The following is a 19,896-nucleotide window of genomic DNA, read 5'->3' as shown; positions in this document are numbered from 1 at the left end:
GCTTAAAGAATATCATAATCACATCGTAAAAGTAATGAGAAAAAACTGGAGAATGAGGCTGGGGAACATAATGGGGGAGCAACTTACAAAATAATAATTCAGCAGCGAGGCTGCTGAATTATTAACCATTTAATCCTTGTAACCACTCTTGGTAGCATTCATGACAAAGTTTTTCATCCCGTTCAACATTGGAGGTCACGAAGGTTACGTTGTGGTGCTGATTTTGATCAATATCATTTGTACAATAAAAACATTTTTCACTCATTTTTTCCACCTCTTTAATTTTGAATGAGTTTAGTTTTTACATTTTTTACGTTTTCTTACGTTGAAAATTTCACCAGGTTTTTCGTTCGAGTTTCGTTTGAAAGATTCCCTCAATTCTTACTATTTTTGATATGATTGATTAGAGCATAAATCTACTATGACTGGTGAGCCAAATGAAATTTACTTTTAGGAATAAAGCAGCAGGAATTAAATTTCTTTTTTATCGCAGTATCCGCACGAAAATGGTTGTATTTTTTCTAATGGTAGCGCTCATTCCATTGGCCATCTTTGGTCTGTTGTCCTATCAAAAGTCCTCGACGATTGTGAATAAACAATACAATGATTATGAACGATTTGCTGTTTCACAATTGGATAAACAAATTGAAAATACGATACAGCAGATGTATGTGGTTTCAAAGGATATTAATCACTATCTATCGGATCCAACTTTAATTATTTTAAAAGAAGAAATACCACGGACCTATTCGGCATTTATTGAAAATAAAAACTTTGAACGCTATTTAGAAGCACATAAAACCTATAATACAAAAGGAATCTACCTCATTACAAATACAGGCTACTATTATGGAAATAATCAAGTGAATATCCACCGGCTTTTCCAGAAGCCTTTTTGGAAGGAAATTAATAATTTACAGGAAGGGCAGCTTTGGATTGGTTTCTATAATGCTGACCATTACTATACAGGGAATAAAAAGGAAAAATTAATTGGGATGGTTCTTCCAATTGAAAGCCAATTTGGGGTATTAAAAGGCAGTAAGCTTTTGATTGAAACAAACGCTGATGAATTGCTCTCGCATATTAAGTTTTTAGAGAAATCGTTGCATTCTTCGATTACACTAAGAAATGGAAACCATCAGATTGTATATAAAACAAATTATGCTCCTGAAAATTTATCATCCGATATTGTCTTTAATAATCATATCGAAACCTATGGATGGGATATTATTGTTCGGATCCCGCAAAAGTATTTTTATAAATCATCCAATGTAATTTTTCATTATACTGTTTTGGCTATTTTATTTTCTATCATCCTTGCCTGCATTTTAGCAGTTGTATTTTCGGTTCCGCTCTCAAAACGAATTAAGAGCCTTAAAGCCTCCATGGAAAGTGTAAGTAAAGGGGATTTAAATACCCAGATAGCGGTTACTTCGGAAGATGAATTAGCAATCTTGGGGCGAAGCTTTAATGATATGGTCAATCAAATTAAGGGATTAATTGAAAAAATTAGTCAAACAGAACGTTTAAAAAGACAAGCAGAGTTAAAGGCATTTCACTATCAAATTAACCCACACTTATTATTTAACACGTTAAACTCAATCCAATGGAAGGCAAGACTTTTAGGGGCAAAAGAAGTTCAAGAAATGATCTATCATCTAACAGAGGTTCTTCATGAGAACTTAAATTTTGCCGATGAATTAATTCCTTTGAAAAAAGAACTACAAACCATCCAGCATTATTTAAAGGTTCAGGAGGTACGTTTCGGCCATACTTTTGAATATGTTGAAACCCTACAAGAAAATTGTTTAGAATGTTTAATTCCAAGGATGACACTTCAGCCTTTATTCGAAAATATCTTTTTTCATGCATTTGAAGATGGACAAGGGAGAATTGAGCTCAACGTGGAAGAAAAAAATGATTATATTGAGCTTACATTAGAGGATAACGGAAAAGGAATGAATGAAGGTACCATTAGGAAACTGCTTGAACCGAGGCAACATGATGAAGGAGGAAAAGGGATTGGTGTATATAATGTTGACCAACGCATTAAACTTCATTTTGGAACGGAGTATGGTTTATCAATCGAATCAGTTGTAGGTTTAAAGACAATTTTTAGAATGAGATGGCCGAGAAGGAGAAAACTCAAATGATAAAGGTACTGATTGCAGACGATGAACTAATTGTACGAAAAGGATTAATGGCAACCGTCGAATGGGAAAAATATAATATGAAGGTGATTGCTGATGCCCCTAACGGACAAAAGGCCTGGGAGTTGTTCGAGGAGCACCGTCCTGAAATTGTGATAACGGATATTGTTATGCCGGAAGTGAACGGGATTGAATTGGCCAGAAAAATTAAACAATCATCCCCTGCTACAAAAATATTATTATTAAGCTGTCATCGGGATTTTACCTATGCGCAAGAAGGCATGAATATTGGAGCCTCAGGTTATATATTGAAAACAGCTTTTCAGGATCAGCAATTTGAAGAATATCTAAAGCGTTTTGAAGGGGAAATTAATTCGGTTCGTCATGACAAAAAAACTTTTGATTCGTCATCATTGGCAAAGGAGTTTTATGAGTGGTTATGTGACTTCGATAATTCATTTCCAATAATTTTGGAAGAGTTATTTTTAAATGAGTGGAATTGGATGCAGAAGCCCTATTATATTTATTTATTAAATCGATTAAAAGATAGTGAGTTTCTGCTTACCAAGTTACAATCTGAGGAAAAACTAGTTGCAAAAATTTCTTGCGGTCAGGATCAAGCATTTATTTTTATTCCCGAAAATTCACAGCGGCAATTTGAGCGATTGCTTGTGGAGGCTAGAGGGGGTGAGCCAGCCGTTCGTTGGAAGATAAATGGTCCAAATCAAGGAATCAAGGAATGGATGGACGGGGTTTCCACCCTATATAGACAGCTGCAATTTGAAAAACAATTTAATTATTCGATGGAAAATTGGCCATTACCAATTCAAAAGGCGGTACAAAAGATTATTTTACATTTGGACGAACCTCTTTCTTCTACAGATATTGCAAGTGATGTTGGTTTAAGCCGCAGCCATTTTAGTACAATGTTTAAAAAGGCAGTTGGTGAAAGCTTTATTGCCTTTACGGAAAGAATAAGAGTACAAATTGCATGTGATCTTCTTGAAAAAACATCCTTAACATCACAGGAAATTAGTGAAAAAGTAGGGATTCAGGATGGTAAATACTTCAGTAAATGGTTTAAAAAATGCATCGGGGTCACACCTTCAGATTACCGGCAAAACAAAAAGAAGAATATCATCTAACAAAATTCCTAATCATTCTGTATTTTGGGAAATTTCAAACAATATTACAAAAAGAATAAGATGAATTTAAGTTTAAGACCGCTTTCATTAAGGTTACAATGAAAGCGGTTTCTGTTATGTATAAGGAAAAAAAGGGGGAATTAAATATGAAGAAAATTACAGTTGCTTTTTTAGTATTCCTTTTGCTTTTTGCAATGGCCGCATGTTCAAACAGTAAATCAAGTGGTACAGAAGACGCAAAAGGTAATGACAGCAGCGGAAAAACCACGCTTCGATTTGCAACATGGGATTCTGGGGAAACATTAAAAATTCAACAATTGATTGCGGAAAAGTTTGAAGAAAAAAACCCAAATGTAAAGGTTCAAGTAGAAGCTTACGGAGATGGATTTGACCAAAAACTGGCTGCGGCGTTTGGTGCAAAAAACCCGCCAGATGTTATGTATATGTGGAATTTCCCAGCTTACTTTCAATCGTTAGAGCCGCTGGATAATTTGATTAAAAATGATTCTGAAATGGATATGAATGATTATTATCAGGGGTTATTTAATTACTCCAGCATGTACGGCAAAGTATACGGAATGCCAGCCGGGTTCACCACAAGGGTTGTTTATTTTAACAAGGATTTATTTGATGCAGCAAAGATTCCTTATCCAAAGGATGGCTGGACATGGGATGACTTTAAAAATATCGCCAAGAAATTATCAGACCCATCCAAAAAACAGTATGGATTTGGGGTAAGGCCTGAACCCGATACTTATGATCTACAAGGCTTTGTTTGGAGCAACGGCTCAAGCTTCATTAGTGAAGACGGAAAGAAAATCAAAGGATATATGAACAGTCCTGAAACCGTTCAATCACTGCAAATGTTTGCCGATATGGTTAAGGATAAAAGTGCTGTTCTTGTCGGTGGAAAAAATCAACAGAGCGGTGATGATATTTTCAAGGCAGGCAAGCTTGCCATGTGGGAAAGCGGTATCTGGCCATTGGAGGGCTTTAAGGAAGCTAAGGTGAACTTTGGAACAGTGGAAATGCCTTCATTTGGCAGCAAGCCAGTAAAAGGAGTGATCGCATCGTCTGCGGTCTCGATTGCAAAAGATTCAAAACATAAAGATCTTGCTTGGAAGTTTGTAAAATTTTACTCTTCAGCGGAAGCAATCAAAATGAGAACAGCTGATTTACCTGTACGTATTAGCGTTGTAAAGGAAATGAAAACGGATCAAGACCCGATGATTAAGCCATTTTACAAAATGCTTGAAAGATCAAATGATACTCCTGCTTTCTTATTAAATAAAAATTGGGATGAAATTAATCGCAACTTATCAGCAGCTGTCAATGCGATTATGCTCGGACAAGATGGAGAACAGTTATTGAATAAGGCTGTGAAGGATTCCGAGAAGTATGTTGGACAGTAAAAACTAAAAAGAGGTGTTTTTGTTGAAACCCATATATACCTCACCTGCACCTATTGTAAAGATCAAAAAACAAACTAATCGGTGGGACAAAATTGTCCCCCTCCTTTTTATCGCACCATGGGTGATTGGATTTTTAGCTTTTACATTAGGTCCATTGCTCTATTCGCTGTTTATTAGTTTCTTTGATTGGCCGATTGTAGGTGAACATAAATTTATTGGTCTTGATAATTATAAAACGATGTTTACCGACGACCCGTTATTTTGGGAATCATTATGGGTGACTGTAAAATTTGCTGGTTTATTTGTCCCTCTTAATCTCATAACCGCTCTCTTTCTAGCGATTTTATTGAACCAAAAGATAAAAGGACACTCAATATTTCGAACCCTTTTCTATTTACCGTCGGTTATCTCCGGAGTCGCGCTTGCGATGATTTGGGCTTGGGTTTATAACGGTGAATATGGAATCCTGAACTACTTTTTGTCACTAGTAGGAGTAAATGGACCGGATTGGTTAAACAATCCCCATTCAGCATTGATTGCAATGGTTATTGCAAGTCTTTGGGGGCAAGGAACAATGATGCTGATTTTCCTAGCTGGCTTAAAGGCTATTCCCAATGATTTATATGAAGCAGCCTCCATTGATGGAGCAAATAAAATCCAACAGTTTTTCAAAATCACGATTCCGATGTTAACACCGACGATTTTATTTAATTTAATCACAACGATTATCAGCGCATTTCAACAATTAACCCTTGCTCTTATTCTGACTGGGGGAGGCCCGCTGAGATCCACATATTTCTATGCAATGTATGTTTACGAAAACGCCTTTAAGTATTTTAAAATGGGTTATTCCTCTGCTAATGCCTGGTTTATGTTTGTCATTGTCTTAATTTTAACTCTATTAGTCTTTAAATCATCATCAGCCTGGGTTTATTACGAAGGGGAAGTTAAAAATAAATCGTAATATAGGATACCGGGGTAGGGGAGTGCTTCATGAAAACAAAAAGAAGAATTGAGAAAACAACCGTTTATATCCTACTTATCTTTTTTTCATTGCTGTTTTTGGCACCCTTTTTCTGGATGCTGACGACTTCATTGAAATCACAGCATGAGCTTTACCTTTTTCCGCCTAAATGGATTCCATCAAAATTTGAATGGGGAAATTTTAAAGAGGCGTGGATGTCCCAGCCATTTAATCAATTTTTTGTTAATACCGTTACAGTAACCATCATGTCGACTATTGGCCAGTTGATTTCATCTTCTCTGGTCGCCTATGGCTTTGCACGATTTAGGTTTAAAGGAAGAGACTTTTTGTTTATTGTTCTGCTTGCTTCGATGATGATTCCATGGGAGGTAACGATGATTCCACAGTATATGGAATTTAACTTCCTTGGCTGGATTAATACATTAAAGCCGCTGTTTGTACCTTCTTGGTTTGGGGCACCATTTTATATTTTCTTAATGCGGCAATTTATTATGTCTATACCAAAGGAACTCGATGAGGCGGCACGTATGGATGGTGCGAATCCATTTCAAATCTACTATAAAATTTATCTTCCTTTAATGAAGCCATCATTGATTCTAGTTGCCGTATTTAATATTTTAACCTGCTGGAATGATTACTTAGGCCCGCTTGTTTTCTTAAATGACCAAAGTAAGTACACATTAACACTGGGCTTAGCACAATTTAAGGGAATGTTTGGGGTTGATATGGAGAGCATTATGGCAGTAACCTTCTTAATCAGTCTGCCGCCGCTAGTCTTATTCTTTTTTGCCCAGCGCTATATTGTGGAGGATTCCTCTAGGTCAGGAGTTAAAGGCTAAAAGAATCGTAATGAGGATAAAGAAGAGGTGGATAGAATGTTTGATATTAAAAAGGTTCCTTTTAGCCGCAATGGTTCCTATATGGTCATCTCACCCTTTTATGGAAAGGATGAACAACATCTTTACCTGAGAAACATCCGAAACGGGGACAATGATTTAGGTGAGGTTTTTCGAATCGAGGTTCTAGCTGATGGTCAGGCGGTACAGTATGCTCCGTTATTAAGACCAAATTTTCTTCGGCTTGAGACCGACAGGGGATTTGCTGACTTCGTTATCAGTGAAGCAAAGGTATTGCAAATTCGAAGTGTTGGGGTTGGGGTCCGCCTAACTGGTATAACAGGGGCTTATGATTATGCGGTTCCGGTTAGTAATGACCATTTTGAGGTCAATCATTCAAAACAGGAAATCCGTTATATGTTGACTCCTATAAAAGGCCAACTTTTGATGGATGCACCCTTTCAAGAACAAAGATGCCTTAAGATCGTAGCTGATTTTTTGCCTGAAACTCAGTCGTCGGAAATGGAATGTGCAATTGAAGAGTTTTTTACCGTGTGGAAAGAGCGGAAGTATTTAGACTTTTCAAACGGGTTGGAATTGGTTCGAAATGAATTTCAAACTTGGCTGAATCACTCTCTGGAGTGTGATGCCCAATTTACTAATGGGCGGGAACTTGCAGCATATATCACGTGGTCTTGTTTGGTTCATCCTGAAGGGAAATTAACAAGACCGGCTATGTACATGTCAAAGAATTGGATGACGAATATTTGGAGCTGGGATCATTGCTTTAATGCATTGGCATTAGCAAAAAATCAACCCGAATTAGCATGGGATCAATTTATGATCTTTTTTGAAAATCAGGATGAGTCGGGAATGCTACCAGATTTTCTTAACAATCGCTTTGCTTTATGGAATTTTACAAAACCGCCGATCCATGGCTGGGCATTAAAACAGCTAATGGAAAACCGTGACTTAGTGACAAAGGAAAAATTGCAAGAAGTATACGAACCATTATGTAAATGGACAGAATGGTGGTTTAAATACAGGGATGATGATCATGACGGAATTCCCCAATATAATCACGGAAATGACAGCGGCTGGGATAATAGCACTATTTTTCATCAAGGAACACCGATTGAAAGCCCTGATCTATCTTCCTTCTTGATTTTACAAATGGAGACACTCTCTGAAATCGCAGAGAAATTAGGGAAAAAAGAAGAGGCTCGGGAGTGGGCTAAGAAATCGAACGATTTACTTGACCGAATGGTCCGTCACTTTTGGATTAATGAACGGTTTACGGCAGTGAAGTCCGGAGACCATTCAATCATTGAATCAGAAAGTCTTGTACTTTATATACCTATTATTCTAGGAAACCGTCTTCCTGATTCGATTCGGAAAAAATTAGTGGAAGGAATCATATCCAACGATTTTTTAACGCCGTTCGGGCTTGCTACTGAAAAGCCAACTAGTGCTTATTTCCGAGAGGATGGATATTGGCGAGGGCCAATCTGGGCTCCGACTACATTATTAATTTATAAAGGATTGGCTGATTCTGGGGAAACAGAATTAGCGCAGGTAGTGGCACATAGGTTTTGCAATATGGCAAACCAATCAGGAATGGCTGAAAACTTTCATGCCCTAACGGGAGAAAGCTTACGCGATCCAGCTTTTACATGGACTTCAAGTGTGTTCCTTATTTTGGCTAATACTTTAAAAGGTTTTTAAAATTTAGTGTCATAGGAGGTTTTACAATGTTAACTCAAGATTATTTTGGTTTGGAAAATAAGGTGTGTGTTGTAACGGGGGGCGCTTCAGGAATCGGACTTGCAACTGCCACACTTTTGGCGGAAGTAGGAGCAAAGGTGATTCTTTTAGACATTAATGCGGAAAACGGTGAGAAAGCAGCATCTGATCTTAAAAATAAAGAATATCAGGCAGAGTTTGTCCAATGTGATGTAACGAAATCAAGTGATTGTGAAACGGTACGTAATCATATTGAAGCAAGCTACGGGAAAATTGATGTTCTTTTCAACAATGCCGGGGTGATTAGAAGAAAGTCAGTGGTCGAATTGGAAGAGTCCGATTGGGATTTAGTATTAGACGTTTCCTTAAAAGGAATTTATCTTCTCTCAAAATATTTAATTCCGCTTATGGCGTCCGGCGGCGGAGGCAGCATTATTAATACCGGTTCAGGATGGGGAATTAAGGGTGGAGATCAAGCGGCTGCCTATTGCGCAGCGAAGGCTGGAGTCGTGAATTTAACAAAAGCAATGGCAATCGACCATGGACCACAAAATATTCGTGTGAATTGCATCTGCCCTGGTGATACAGATACACCGTTATTAAGGGACGAAGCCAAGCAGCTCAATCTAAAAGAAGATGCCTTCCTCGTATCGTCTGCTAAGGGACGGCCATTAGAAAGGCTGGGCACACCAAGAGATATAGCAAAGGGAGTACTTTTCCTTGCAAGCGACCTATCATCTTGGGTGACGGGTACAGACTTAATAGTAGATGGCGGAGGATTAGCATAACTTTTTTGAAAGATTAAAAATTAATAGATTTAAGATTACAGGGAGGTAAAGGTTATGGCGCAAAAAGTACATCCTTATATACCGAATATGGTGCCAGAAGTACAAGCAGAGATGTTAAAGGTAATAGGAGCCAATTCCATCATGGAATTGTACTCCTGTATCCCGGAAGAACTTCAGCTCAAAGAAGATTTAAAGCTGCCGACAGCATTAACAGAATATGAACTGCGGCGGCATATTGAAGGAATTCTTAATAAGAATACCAGTACAAAAGAATATTTAAATTTCTTAGGGGCCGGCTGCTGGCAGCATTTTGTTCCTGCTGTATGTGATGAAATCAATCAGCGCTCTGAATTTTTAACCGCATATGCGGGGGAACCCTATGAAGATCATGGACGATTCCAAGCCCTTTTTGAATATCAGAGTCTAGTAGCAGAATTAGTAGATATGGACGTTGTCAATGTACCGACATTTGATTGGGGACAGGCGGCAGCTACATCGATTCGAATGGCTGCGCGCATTACCGGAAGGAAAAAAGTATTATTGGCAAAGACCGTTGCTCCGGAACGAAGCAAAATTATCGTCAATTATGGAACACCGGAATTGGAATTTGAGTTTGTTCAATTTGATACCAAATCCGGAGCATTGGATTTATCGGATTTAAACGCAAAATTAACGGATGAGGTAGCTGCCCTTTATTTTGAAAATCCTTCCTACCTTGGATTTATTGAGGCACAAGGGTCGGAGATTTCTACTTTATTAAAAGAAAATCAAACCTTGATGGTTGTTGGGGTGGACCCAATTTCTCTAGGAGTCCTCGCACCACCAAGTCATTATGGTGCGGATATTGTTTGTGGAGACCTTCAGCCACTCGGCATGCATATGAATTTCAGCGGTGGTCAAGCAGGTTTTATTGCAACTCATAATGATGTGAAATTTGTAAATGAATATCCATCCCGTTTATTTGGAATTGTTCCAACCGTAAAAGAGGGCGAATACGGTTTTGGCGATGTAGCATATGACAGAACTTCTTTTGCCTTAAGGGAAAAAGGGAAGGAATCCGTTGGTACCCAGACAGCCTTATGGGGAATCACCGCAGGTGTCTACCTTGCATTACTTGGGCCTGATGGAATACAGGAAATAGGCCAAACGATTATGCAGAACAGTCAATATACTGTACAGCAGTTAAATCAAATTCCTAGTTTATCAGGATCGAGATTAGATTCGCCATTTTTTAAAGAATTTATCGTTGATTTTAATCAGACGGGCGTCACTGTTGAAGAGATTAATCAAAGATTAGTAGAACGGAAAATTTTTGGAGGGAAGGACCTCTCAAAAGAATTTCCGGAGTTTGGCCAATCAGCCTTATTTTGTGTAACGGAGGTTCATACGAAAGAGGATATTGATTATCTTGTTCAATCCCTAAACGAAATCTTAACGAAACAATAGAGAGGAGCTTTTATTCATGCGAAGGATAGAGCGTATAAGCAAAACTCGTGATTTTCATCAGGCAAAATGGAATGAGCCCATTATTTTTGAACTTCATCAGCCAGGAGAAAAAGGAGTCGAATTACCTCCGGTAAATGAAAAAATTGTTGCAGCAGTTGGGGATGGAATATCGGCAATACCTAAGTCCATGCAAAGAAATCAAAAAGCGAGTCTTCCTGAAATTGGGCAAGCAAGGGTATTGAGACATTATTTAAGATTATCGCAAGAAACCCTAGGCTCTGATTTTAATGTGGAAATTGGTCAGGGAACTTGTACGATGAAATACATTCCGAAAATTAACGAATTGTTAATTCGTGACCCGAAAATCATGGAGCTTCATCCCTTACAGAATGTAGATACAGTTCAAGGAATGCTGGAGATTTTTTATAAATTAGATCTTTGTATGAGAGAAATTTCTGGGATGGACCATTTTTCATTCCAGCCAAGCAGTGGAACCCAGGCGCTTTTTACTATGGCATCCATTGTTCAAAAATATCATGAACAAAGGGGCGAGGGGGACCAGCGTGATGAAATTATCACCACCATTTTTTCTCATCCATCCCAAGCTGCAACGGCAGCCGTAAAAGGCTATAAAATTATTACCCTTCATCCGGATGAAAATGGTTTCCCAGATATTGAAAAATTAAAAGCAGCTGTTTCAGAAAGAACTGCCGGGTTTGTTGTTGCCAACCCGGAAGATACCGGCATTTTCAACCCTAGGATTAAAGAATTTACCGACATCGTTCATCAAGCGGGCGGGCTTTGTTTTTACGACCAGGCGAATGCAAACGGGCTTTTAGGTATTACGAGAGCGAAAGAAGCAGGTTTTGATATGTGTTTCTTTAATCTTCATAAAACTTTTGCTGCACCGCATATGTGCGGCGGGCCTGCAACGGGTGCATTGGGAGTAAAAGCTGAATTAAAAGAATTCTTGCCGGCACCAATTGTGGAAATGGTAGATGGAAAATACCTGCTTAATGAAGATTTGAAGCATTCAATTGGAAAGGTACGCTCCTTCCATGGTGTAGCGCAAACGGTTTTACGTGCCTATGCATGGATACGGGCACTTGGTGCTGAAGGTCTTAAGGAAGTCGCGAAAATTGCCGTTTTAAACAATAACTATATGTATCATAGGGTATTGGCAATCCGCGGTGCAGGTGCACCATATGTTAAGGGGCACCGTCTTGAACAGGTTCGTTACAGCTGGGAACAGCTTACAAAGGAAACGGGTGTGACTACAGAGGATGTAACGTTAAGAATGACTGATTTTGGCCTCCATTACTGGACTAGTCACCATCCATATATAGTGAAACAGCCATTCACACTTGAGCCTACAGAGTCTTATTCAAAAGAGGATTTAGATGAATATATACATGCCTTAGAGCAAATTTCAAAAGAAGCATATGAAAATCCGGAAATCGTCAAATCTGCCCCGCATAATAGCACTATTCACAAAATTGACGAACAAGACTATTTGGATAACCCGGAAAAATGGTGTATTACTTGGCGCACGTATTTAAAAAAGACAAAAGAATTTGACTCAGTTAGATAAGTGGTTTTAAAGGTTCAGTAATGAATGACAATTGGGGGACTAAAAATGAGAAGGTACCTTTCTATTATGTTAGCAATTGCACTGCTTTTACTTGCTGCGTGTTCAAATTCGGCCAGTAATGAGGGAACAACCGGTGATGCGAAACACCCATCAGGGACGATAACGATATGGGGATGGGACGTTGCAGCAGCAACGATGAAAGCTGCAGTAGAAAAGTTTCAAAAGAAATACCCTGATGTAAAAGTGAAGGTAGAGGATTTCAATAGCTCGGATCTTTACGATAAACTGACGGTTGGTCTTGCAGCTAGAGGATCAGGGCTTCCGGATGTGGTCTTAATGGAGGATGAACGAATTCCTGGTTATGTCCATCAATTCCCTCAAGGATTCTTGAACTTAAGTAAACTTGGTTATGGAAAGTACAAAGATTCTTTTAATCCGGCAAAGGTTGCTGCAGATCAAGATAAGGAAGGAAACTTCATTGCTGCACCATGGGATATCGGTCCAGCAGGAGTTTTCTATCGTGTCGACTATTTTAAAAAGGCGAATGTGGATCCAAATTCTATCAAAACATGGAATGACTATATTGCTGCAGGAAAGAAAATTAAAGCGGCAACTGGTGCGAAAATGCTTCCGATCGATATTCCAAATTATGATGGCGTCTTCCAAATGATGATGCAGGAACAAGGACTTTCTTATTTTGATAAGGATGGAAAAATCACGCTTCAATCTATGGAAGCCATCCGGGCAATGGATGTCATCAAGAAGCTTCATGATGAGGATTTAATCCTTAACAACAAAGGCTGGGACGGAATTGTAACGGCCACTGTAAACGGCAGTGTTGCGACCGTTCCTTATGGAGTTTGGTATGCAGGCTCGATTATGGATCAGGCGCCAAAATTAAAGGGAAAATGGGATGTATTTTATTTACCAAGCTTTGAGGAGGGCGGAAACAGGTATGCAAACGTTGGCGGATCTTCCTTATTGATTCCGGCGACAAGTAAAAATCAATCCGCTGCCTATGCCTTTGTTGACTTCTTTACAACAGATACAGACTCTCAATTATTGGGCTTTGAAAAATATGGACTTTTCCCTTCGTTAAAGGAAACCTATAGTGCGCCGCAATTTACCGAAAACAGCGAGTACTTTAATAATAACCCGATTTTCAAAAAATTTGCCGATATTGTCGATCAAGTTCCACAAATTAATGTAAATGAGTACTTATCAAAAGCAAGTACTCTAACAAGCAATGCTCAAGCTGCGATATTACTTGAAAATAAATCGGTTGAATCCGCATTAAAAGATGCCGAGAATCAGTTGAAAAATGAAGTAAAATAGAAACTATTTCTAGGGATGAGAGGGGGGAGTTCACTCCGCTCATCCCTTCATATTCTCGAAGGCAGGGGGGCGATTCAATGGCTCAAACAGAAAAAGTACAAAGAACTGCGGCAACGTATCGGGTCAATATGAAAAAAAATATTGTTACACCTAAAAATGCTCCATACTTTTTTATTGGTCCAGCACTGCTTTTACTAATCGTTTTCACTGTGTATCCCGTGATTTCTTCGTTAATTTTAAGCTTTCAAGAGGTACGCGGTGTAGAAAAAACGTTTGTAGGATTTGCAAATTATTCGCGATTATTTCATGATCCGATTTTTTATAAATCATTATTAAACACGTTTGAAATTTTGATCGTTCAAGTTCCGATCATGTTGTTCCTTTCCTTATTAATTGCTGTTGGACTTCAATCATCCATGGTAAAAGCAAAGGCATTTTTTCGAATTTCTTTTTTTATGCCGGCAATCACAGCATTAGTCGCGGCATCGATTGTATTTATGATTCTATTGGATGAACATTTTGGACTTGTAAACTATTTTTTATCCTTTTTTGGAGTCAAGCCAGTTCATTGGTTAACTAGTCCTTTTTGGGCAAAAGCTTCTGTGATTCTAGTCATGACATGGAGATGGACAGGATACAATATGGTTATTTTTTTAGCTGGTTTACAAAATATCCCTTCCGAATTATATGAAGCTGCCAGTATAGATGGAGCCGGAAAGGTAAAGCAATTCTTTATGATTACCATTCCACAGTTAAAACCAGTGTTTATATTTACAGTGGTGATGTCAACGATTGGGACACTTCAGCTCTTTGATGAACCGTTTATTTTAACCCAAGGGGGACCAAATAGTGCAACCATGACCATTACTCTTTATTTATATGAAACTGGCTTTAAATTCTTTGATTTTGGCTATGCATCAGCCATTGCCTATGTCCTAGTGTTGATCACGGCCGTCATTTCCTGGATTCAAATGAAATTGGTAGGTGAGTAGAATACATGAATACTTCAAATAAGATTTCTTCAAAAATCGGAATATATGGGTTGTTGTTCATTGGGGTCATTTTTTCGATTGCTCCCTTTTATTGGATGCTTGTGGGCGCTACTCATCCATCCGGAGAAATTTTTAGCCTGCCGCCAAAGATTTTACCGGGAGATTACTTAGCGAAAAATTTTCACTCCCTTGGTGAATCATTAGGGATTGCAAAAATCTTTTGGAATTCATTGTTTATTGCTCTTGTGTATACCTTTTTCAGTACCCTTATTTCTGCAATGGCCGGTTATGCATTCGCTAAATATCGTTTCAAAGGAAAAAAATTGTTTTTTTTCATGATTTTATGTTCGTTAATGATTCCATCTCAAGTTACCCTGATTCCATTGTTTGAAATGATGGTTTCGTTTAACTGGCTAAATACGTATCAAGCGATTATATTACCAGGCCTTGCTTCCCCTTTTGCCATTTATTTAATGAGGCAGAATATGCAGGCTGTTCCGGACTCGATTATTGAGGCTTCAAGGGTAGATGGCGCAGGGGAAATGAAAATTTTCTTTTCGGTCATTTTACCTGTGGTTCGACCGGCTTTGGCGGCCGTAGCGATTTTTCTATTTATGTCACAATGGAATAGCTTAATCTGGCCGCTTATTACACTAAATTCAAAAGAGATGTTTACTTTGCCTGTTGCCTTATCAAGCTTAATCGGAATGGCACGGATTGATTATGGCCAGCTAATGTTAGGCACCACTTTATCAACCATCCCGATCATGATTTTCTTCTTGTTGCTGCAAAAGCATTTTATATCAGGGATTTTAGGTGGATCGGTAAAAGAATAGAGTTAAATTTTGAGGTGACAGATATGAAAAACATAAAAAGATGGGAAGATATTTATACTGATGGGATTAATCGGCTTGCTGCACGTGCTCACTTTATTAGCTTTCCATCTCGTGAAGCAGCGAAAACAGGAGATGCAGGCAATGCCCATTATTATCAAAATCTAAATGGGACGTGGAAGTTTACTTTTCTCGATGCCCCTGAATATTGGCCAGATGGTTTTTACGAAGATGATTTAGATACAACAGGATGGGACAATATCGTTGTCCCGGGAAATTGGCAGATGCAGGGTTATGGTAAAATGCATTATTCAGATTTGTGGTATAACTTTCCGATCATTCCACCACGAGTACCTACAGATAATCCAACGGGCATTTATCGCCGAGAATTTGGTATTGACCGTGATTTTGACGATGAACAATTAATCCTACGTTTCAATGGGGTGGATTCGGCATTTGAATTGTATATCAACGGTGAATTTGCTGGATATAGTAAAGGTGCACGGATTCAATCGGAATTTGATATTACAGGGCTTTACCGGCAGGGTATTAATACGATGACTGTTCGGGTTTTTCAGTGGTCAGATGGCACGTATTTAGAAGATCAGGATATGTGGTGGCTTAGTGGAATTTTCCGTGATGTTGAATTGTATTCCAAGCCACAGTTAGGCCTTTATGATTACTCAGTAAATACGACGTTTGATGATGATTGGAATGACGCAGTATTTACGGTTCATGTGAAACTGTCCGAAAAGCGGCAACAAACAATTGTTTATGAATTGATCGACCCGCATGGAAACCAGGTTTTTATCGAGGAACAAGAGGCAGATGAGTTTTTTTCTCAAAAGATTTCATCCCCATTAAAATGGAGTGCAGAACAGCCGAATTTATATCACCTTTATATGACTGTTTTAGAAGAGGGTAGAGTCATCGAGGTAATTCACCAGTCTGTTGGATTCCGTTCCATTGTTCTGGCAGGTAATCAGTTCCTTGTAAATGGTGTCGCGATTAAACTTAAAGGTGTTAATCGTCATGATTACAATCCAAAAACAGGTCGAGTGGTTACAAGAGAAGAAATGGAGCAGGACATTAAAACAATGAAGCAAAACAATATTAATGCGATACGGACTGCCCATTACCCTAATGCCCATTCTCTTTATGACCTTTGTGATTATTACGGGATGTATGTCATTGATGAAACGGATTTAGAATGTCACGGCTTTGAACTGACAGCGAAATATGATTGGATTAGCAATGATCCTGAGTGGGAAACGGCCTATGTTTCGCGGCTTGAACGAATGATTGAACGAGACAAGAATCATCCTTGTATTATCATGTGGTCGCTTGGAAACGAGTCATCCTTTGGTGATAACTTCCGTGCAATGGCAAAACGGGCCAAACAACTGGACCCGACTCGTCTTGTTCATTATGAAGGTGATTTTAAAGCAGAAGTGACCGATGTTTACAGTACGATGTATACATGGCTGGAACATAATGAAAAATTGACAATGCAAAAAGTAATTGAAAAAACACAAAAGCCGCATATTCTTTGTGAATATGCACATGCCATGGGAAATGGACCGGGTAATTTAAAGGAGTATCAGGATTTATTTTATAAATATGATCAACTTCAGGGTGGATTTATTTGGGAATGGTTTGATCACGGGATTGAAGCCACTTCGGAAAGTGGTGAGGTTTACTACCGTTATGGCGGTGACTTTGGTGATGACCCGACGAATGGAAACTTTTGTATTGATGGATTAATCATGCCTGACGGGACACTTTCCCCAAGTCTATTTGAATATAAAAAGGTTATTGAACCAGTTCAAACGGAATGTTTGGATATTGAAAATGGGAGTTTCCGTTTGACCAACCGATATGATTTTCTATTGTTGGATCATTTAGAACTAACGTGCTCACTCTATGAGGATCATAAATTACTAGGATTATTTCATGTGGAAATTCCCAAAGTCAAGGCGCGAGAAGAAGTAGAAATCCAGCTTCCTGTAATACATGATTATGAGCGGGTTAACGGTGCCAATTATTATTTTCTCTTTTCATATAAACTAAAACAGGATACACCATGGGCACCAAAAGGTCATGAATTAGCAAATGCCTCTTTTGTATTGCCTGGAAAGACTAAGCTTTCTAAGAAACATGCTGCCGGGGAACTTGGAGTATCCAAGAAAGGTGCGTTCGTATTCGTTAGCGGATCTGATTTCATTGCCACTTTCGATAGTGTAAAAGGAAGGTTAAAACAGATCAGTCGGAACGGTGAAATTTATCTTCAAAATGGACCGCAATTTCATTTTTGGCGTGCACCTATCGATAATGATATGTACTTGCTGAATGATTATCGAACGAAATACTTTATGCACTTAGGTCATGAAATCGTGGAAGAGGTCCGCTATGAACTAAAAGACGGCGTGTTTCAGTGGTATGTGGATGCCCTTTACGGTACAACAAACAGTTCCTGGTATTATCAACTTCAGTATAATTATAAAATTTATCCTGATGGAGATATTGTATTTACGATTAATGGGACTGCATCTGGTATAAAGGAAAATGCTCCTGTCATGATTCCTCGTTTAGGTGTTAATCTTCAGCTCAATAAAAGTTTTTCACAAACCATATGGCGTGGAAGGGGACCCGGAGAAAGCTATCCCGATTCAAAACAAGCTAATCATTTAGGGGTTTACACTCAAACGGTAGAAGGGTTATTTACTAATTATGTTAAACCCCAAGAGAATGGCAATCGTTCAGATTGCGATTGGGTCAGCTTTACAGATAAAAGTAAAAACAGTCTAATTTTTATCGCTGACGAAACATTTAATTTCAGTGCTTCACACTATGAGGTAGGTGACTTGGAGAAAGCAAAGCATACGATAGACTTAAAGCCACGCGACTATATTATTTTAAATATTGATTACAAGCAAAATGGACTTGGCAGTAATTCCTGTGGGCAAGACCAGTTGGAAAAATATCGTTGCAAGTTTGAAGACTTCTCGTTGAAATTCCGAATTTCCTTTTTTAATGGTAATCAAGTAACTGCAGTAGAGCTTGGACGCGAACATTGCGAATAGCCAGAGGATTCCCAACATCAACTGTCGATGTTGGGTTTTTTATTTAATTTAACTAATTGGAATAAAAAGATTAATTGCTTTATTTTTGATAAACAATCATTATGAATAGATAATCATTTGAATTGAAAGTAGGGATTTTTTTGCCTGATTTTTTATCATTAGGTATTTCAAAAGAATTAACAGAAACATTACGCGGCTTCGGTATCGCTACACCGACCCCTATTCAGACACAATCGATACCGGTTGTCATGAAGAGGAAAGATGTGATTGCGCAAGCTCAGACCGGAACAGGGAAGACATTTGCATTTATTTTGCCAATCCTTGAAAAACTTGAGGCAAATGCTCTTCACGTTCAAGCACTCATCGTAACGCCAACAAGAGAATTAGCGTTACAAATTACCGATGAAATTAATAAGATGATTCAGAATTTAGATAATGTGAATGTTTTAGCCGTTTATGGAGGACAGGATGTTGAAAAACAGTTAAAAAGGTTAGAAAAAAATGTCCAGATTGTCGTTGGAACTCCAGGCAGGCTTTTAGATCATATTCGAAGAGGAACACTTGATTTATCCAGAGTTCATTTCCTTGTTTTAGATGAAGCAGACCAAATGCTCCATATTGGGTTTCTGGGAGAAGTAGAGGATATTATTAAAGAAACGCCAAAGAGTAGACAAACAATGCTTTTTTCAGCAACGATTCCGGATGAGGTTCGGAACCTTGCGAAAAAGCATATGAAGGAGCCGGAATATATTCAGGTGGAAAAAAGCCAAGGGCCTGCTGCGAATGTAAAACAAATTGCCATCCACACAACTGATCGGGCAAAACAGGCAACGCTTATAGAATTAGTGGAAACCCACCGGCCATTTCTAGCGGTTATTTTTTGCAGAACTAAACGTAGAGTCAGCAAATTGTTCGGAATTCTTAAAGCACATGGATTTTCTTGTGATGAATTGCATGGGGATTTGTCGCAAGCCAAAAGAGAGCAAGTCATGAAAAGATTTAGGGATGCTGAAATTCAATTGTTAATCGCGACGGATGTGGCTGCAAGGGGGCTGGATGTTGAGGGAGTGACCCATGTATTTAACTACGATATTCCTCAGGATGCAGAAAGCTATGTCCACCGAATTGGCAGAACGGGTAGAGCGGGAATGAAGGGGTTAGCCATCACGTTTTATTCCTCAGCTGATCGCCCGACTCTTGATATGATTGAAAAAGAATTAAATATTCGGATTCAAAAACAAGTTCAAGAGCGAGAGAAAAACCAGGATCCTAACAAAAATTCAGATAGGAAGTCTGGTCCTTCTAATACTAAGCAGGAGAAAGGAAATCAACGGAATCGTAAACCAATGAATTCAAAGCCTATAAAAGGTAAAAGGAATAACAGTAACAGACAAACGGTACAATCAAGCAAGGGAAACTCTGAGGCTAATTTTGGAAAAAGGAAAAGAATGAAATAATTAGAAAAGGGGCTGAAAAAATGAACTGCACCCCAATTGTTAGACACAAATAACAATTGGAGGTGCAGTTTTTAATTATGACCAAATATAGTTTAGAAAC

Annotated in this window: 15 protein-coding genes; 14 read left to right on the top strand and 1 reads right to left on the bottom strand. The window is 38.6% G+C overall.

Going from position 1 to position 19,896, the window contains the following annotated elements; genetic code table 11:
* Window positions 1-121: 121 nt before the first annotated feature.
* Window positions 122-265 carry a hypothetical protein gene (locus ACFQZ9_RS29700; protein WP_498946924.1) on the bottom strand — a complete coding sequence of 48 codons (144 nt, stop codon included), beginning with the start codon at window positions 263-265 and terminating at the stop codon, window positions 122-124.
* Window positions 266-437: 172 nt separating this feature from the next.
* On the opposite strand from ACFQZ9_RS29700, the gene ACFQZ9_RS29695 reads away from it, so the two are divergent.
* The 14 genes from ACFQZ9_RS29695 to ACFQZ9_RS29630 all read left to right on the top strand — a co-directional run bounded on the left by ACFQZ9_RS29695 (window position 438) and on the right by ACFQZ9_RS29630 (window position 19,796).
* Complete coding sequence (locus ACFQZ9_RS29695) at window positions 438-2,153, top strand: sensor histidine kinase (RefSeq protein ID WP_498946923.1); 1,716 nt, start codon at window positions 438-440, stop codon at window positions 2,151-2,153.
* Entirely contained in the window at window positions 2,150-3,295 is a 1,146-nt protein-coding gene (locus ACFQZ9_RS29690; RefSeq protein ID WP_498946922.1) for a response regulator, read from the top strand. Before ACFQZ9_RS29695 ends, ACFQZ9_RS29690 begins: the two co-directional genes overlap by 4 nt.
* A gap of 146 nt (window positions 3,296-3,441) precedes the next feature.
* Window positions 3,442-4,707: an ABC transporter substrate-binding protein gene (locus ACFQZ9_RS29685; protein ID WP_498946920.1), complete on the top strand. Its 1,266-nt coding sequence runs from the start codon at window positions 3,442-3,444 to the stop codon at window positions 4,705-4,707.
* A gap of 52 nt (window positions 4,708-4,759) precedes the next feature.
* On the top strand, window positions 4,760-5,671 hold the full coding sequence (locus ACFQZ9_RS29680; RefSeq protein WP_232490074.1) for a carbohydrate ABC transporter permease: 912 nt from the start codon (window positions 4,760-4,762) through the stop codon (window positions 5,669-5,671).
* A 29-nt stretch (window positions 5,672-5,700) separates the two neighbouring features.
* A complete protein-coding gene (locus ACFQZ9_RS29675) occupies window positions 5,701-6,531 on the top strand; it encodes a carbohydrate ABC transporter permease (protein WP_198310218.1) in 831 nt (276 codons plus the stop codon).
* A 36-nt stretch (window positions 6,532-6,567) separates the two neighbouring features.
* A complete protein-coding gene (locus ACFQZ9_RS29670) occupies window positions 6,568-8,253 on the top strand; it encodes an amylo-alpha-1,6-glucosidase (protein ID WP_498946918.1) in 1,686 nt (561 codons plus the stop codon).
* Window positions 8,254-8,279: 26 nt separating this feature from the next.
* Window positions 8,280-9,059, top strand: coding sequence for an SDR family NAD(P)-dependent oxidoreductase (locus ACFQZ9_RS29665; protein ID WP_498946916.1), 780 nt, complete (start codon window positions 8,280-8,282; stop codon window positions 9,057-9,059).
* 54 nt (window positions 9,060-9,113) lie between these two features.
* Complete coding sequence (gene gcvPA, locus ACFQZ9_RS29660; protein ID WP_498946915.1) at window positions 9,114-10,505, top strand: aminomethyl-transferring glycine dehydrogenase subunit GcvPA; 1,392 nt, start codon at window positions 9,114-9,116, stop codon at window positions 10,503-10,505.
* A 16-nt stretch (window positions 10,506-10,521) separates the two neighbouring features.
* The gene (gene gcvPB, locus ACFQZ9_RS29655) at window positions 10,522-12,096 is read left to right on the top strand and encodes an aminomethyl-transferring glycine dehydrogenase subunit GcvPB (RefSeq protein ID WP_198310214.1); all 1,575 of its coding nucleotides are present in this window, start codon (window positions 10,522-10,524) and stop codon (window positions 12,094-12,096) included.
* Between the two features lie 45 nt (window positions 12,097-12,141).
* Window positions 12,142-13,431, top strand: a complete 1,290-nt coding sequence (locus ACFQZ9_RS29650) for an ABC transporter substrate-binding protein (protein ID WP_498946913.1) — start codon at window positions 12,142-12,144, stop codon at window positions 13,429-13,431.
* Between the two features lie 77 nt (window positions 13,432-13,508).
* On the top strand, window positions 13,509-14,423 hold the full coding sequence (locus ACFQZ9_RS29645; RefSeq protein WP_232490053.1) for a carbohydrate ABC transporter permease: 915 nt from the start codon (window positions 13,509-13,511) through the stop codon (window positions 14,421-14,423).
* A 5-nt stretch (window positions 14,424-14,428) separates the two neighbouring features.
* Window positions 14,429-15,259, top strand: a complete 831-nt coding sequence (locus ACFQZ9_RS29640) for a carbohydrate ABC transporter permease (RefSeq protein ID WP_198310212.1) — start codon at window positions 14,429-14,431, stop codon at window positions 15,257-15,259.
* Between the two features lie 23 nt (window positions 15,260-15,282).
* The gene (ebgA, locus tag ACFQZ9_RS29635; RefSeq protein ID WP_498946910.1) at window positions 15,283-18,339 is read left to right on the top strand and encodes a beta-galactosidase subunit alpha; all 3,057 of its coding nucleotides are present in this window, start codon (window positions 15,283-15,285) and stop codon (window positions 18,337-18,339) included.
* Window positions 18,340-18,479: 140 nt separating this feature from the next.
* Complete coding sequence (locus ACFQZ9_RS29630) at window positions 18,480-19,796, top strand: DEAD/DEAH box helicase (protein WP_498946908.1); 1,317 nt, start codon at window positions 18,480-18,482, stop codon at window positions 19,794-19,796.
* The last annotated feature ends 100 nt before the right edge of the window (window positions 19,797-19,896 follow it).

The organism is Neobacillus sp. GCM10027624 (assembly GCF_042675345.1).
Classification (GTDB): Bacteria; Bacillota; Bacilli; order Bacillales; family Cytobacillaceae; genus Neobacillus; species Neobacillus cucumis_D.
This window is presented reverse-complemented; position numbering and strand designations above follow the sequence as displayed.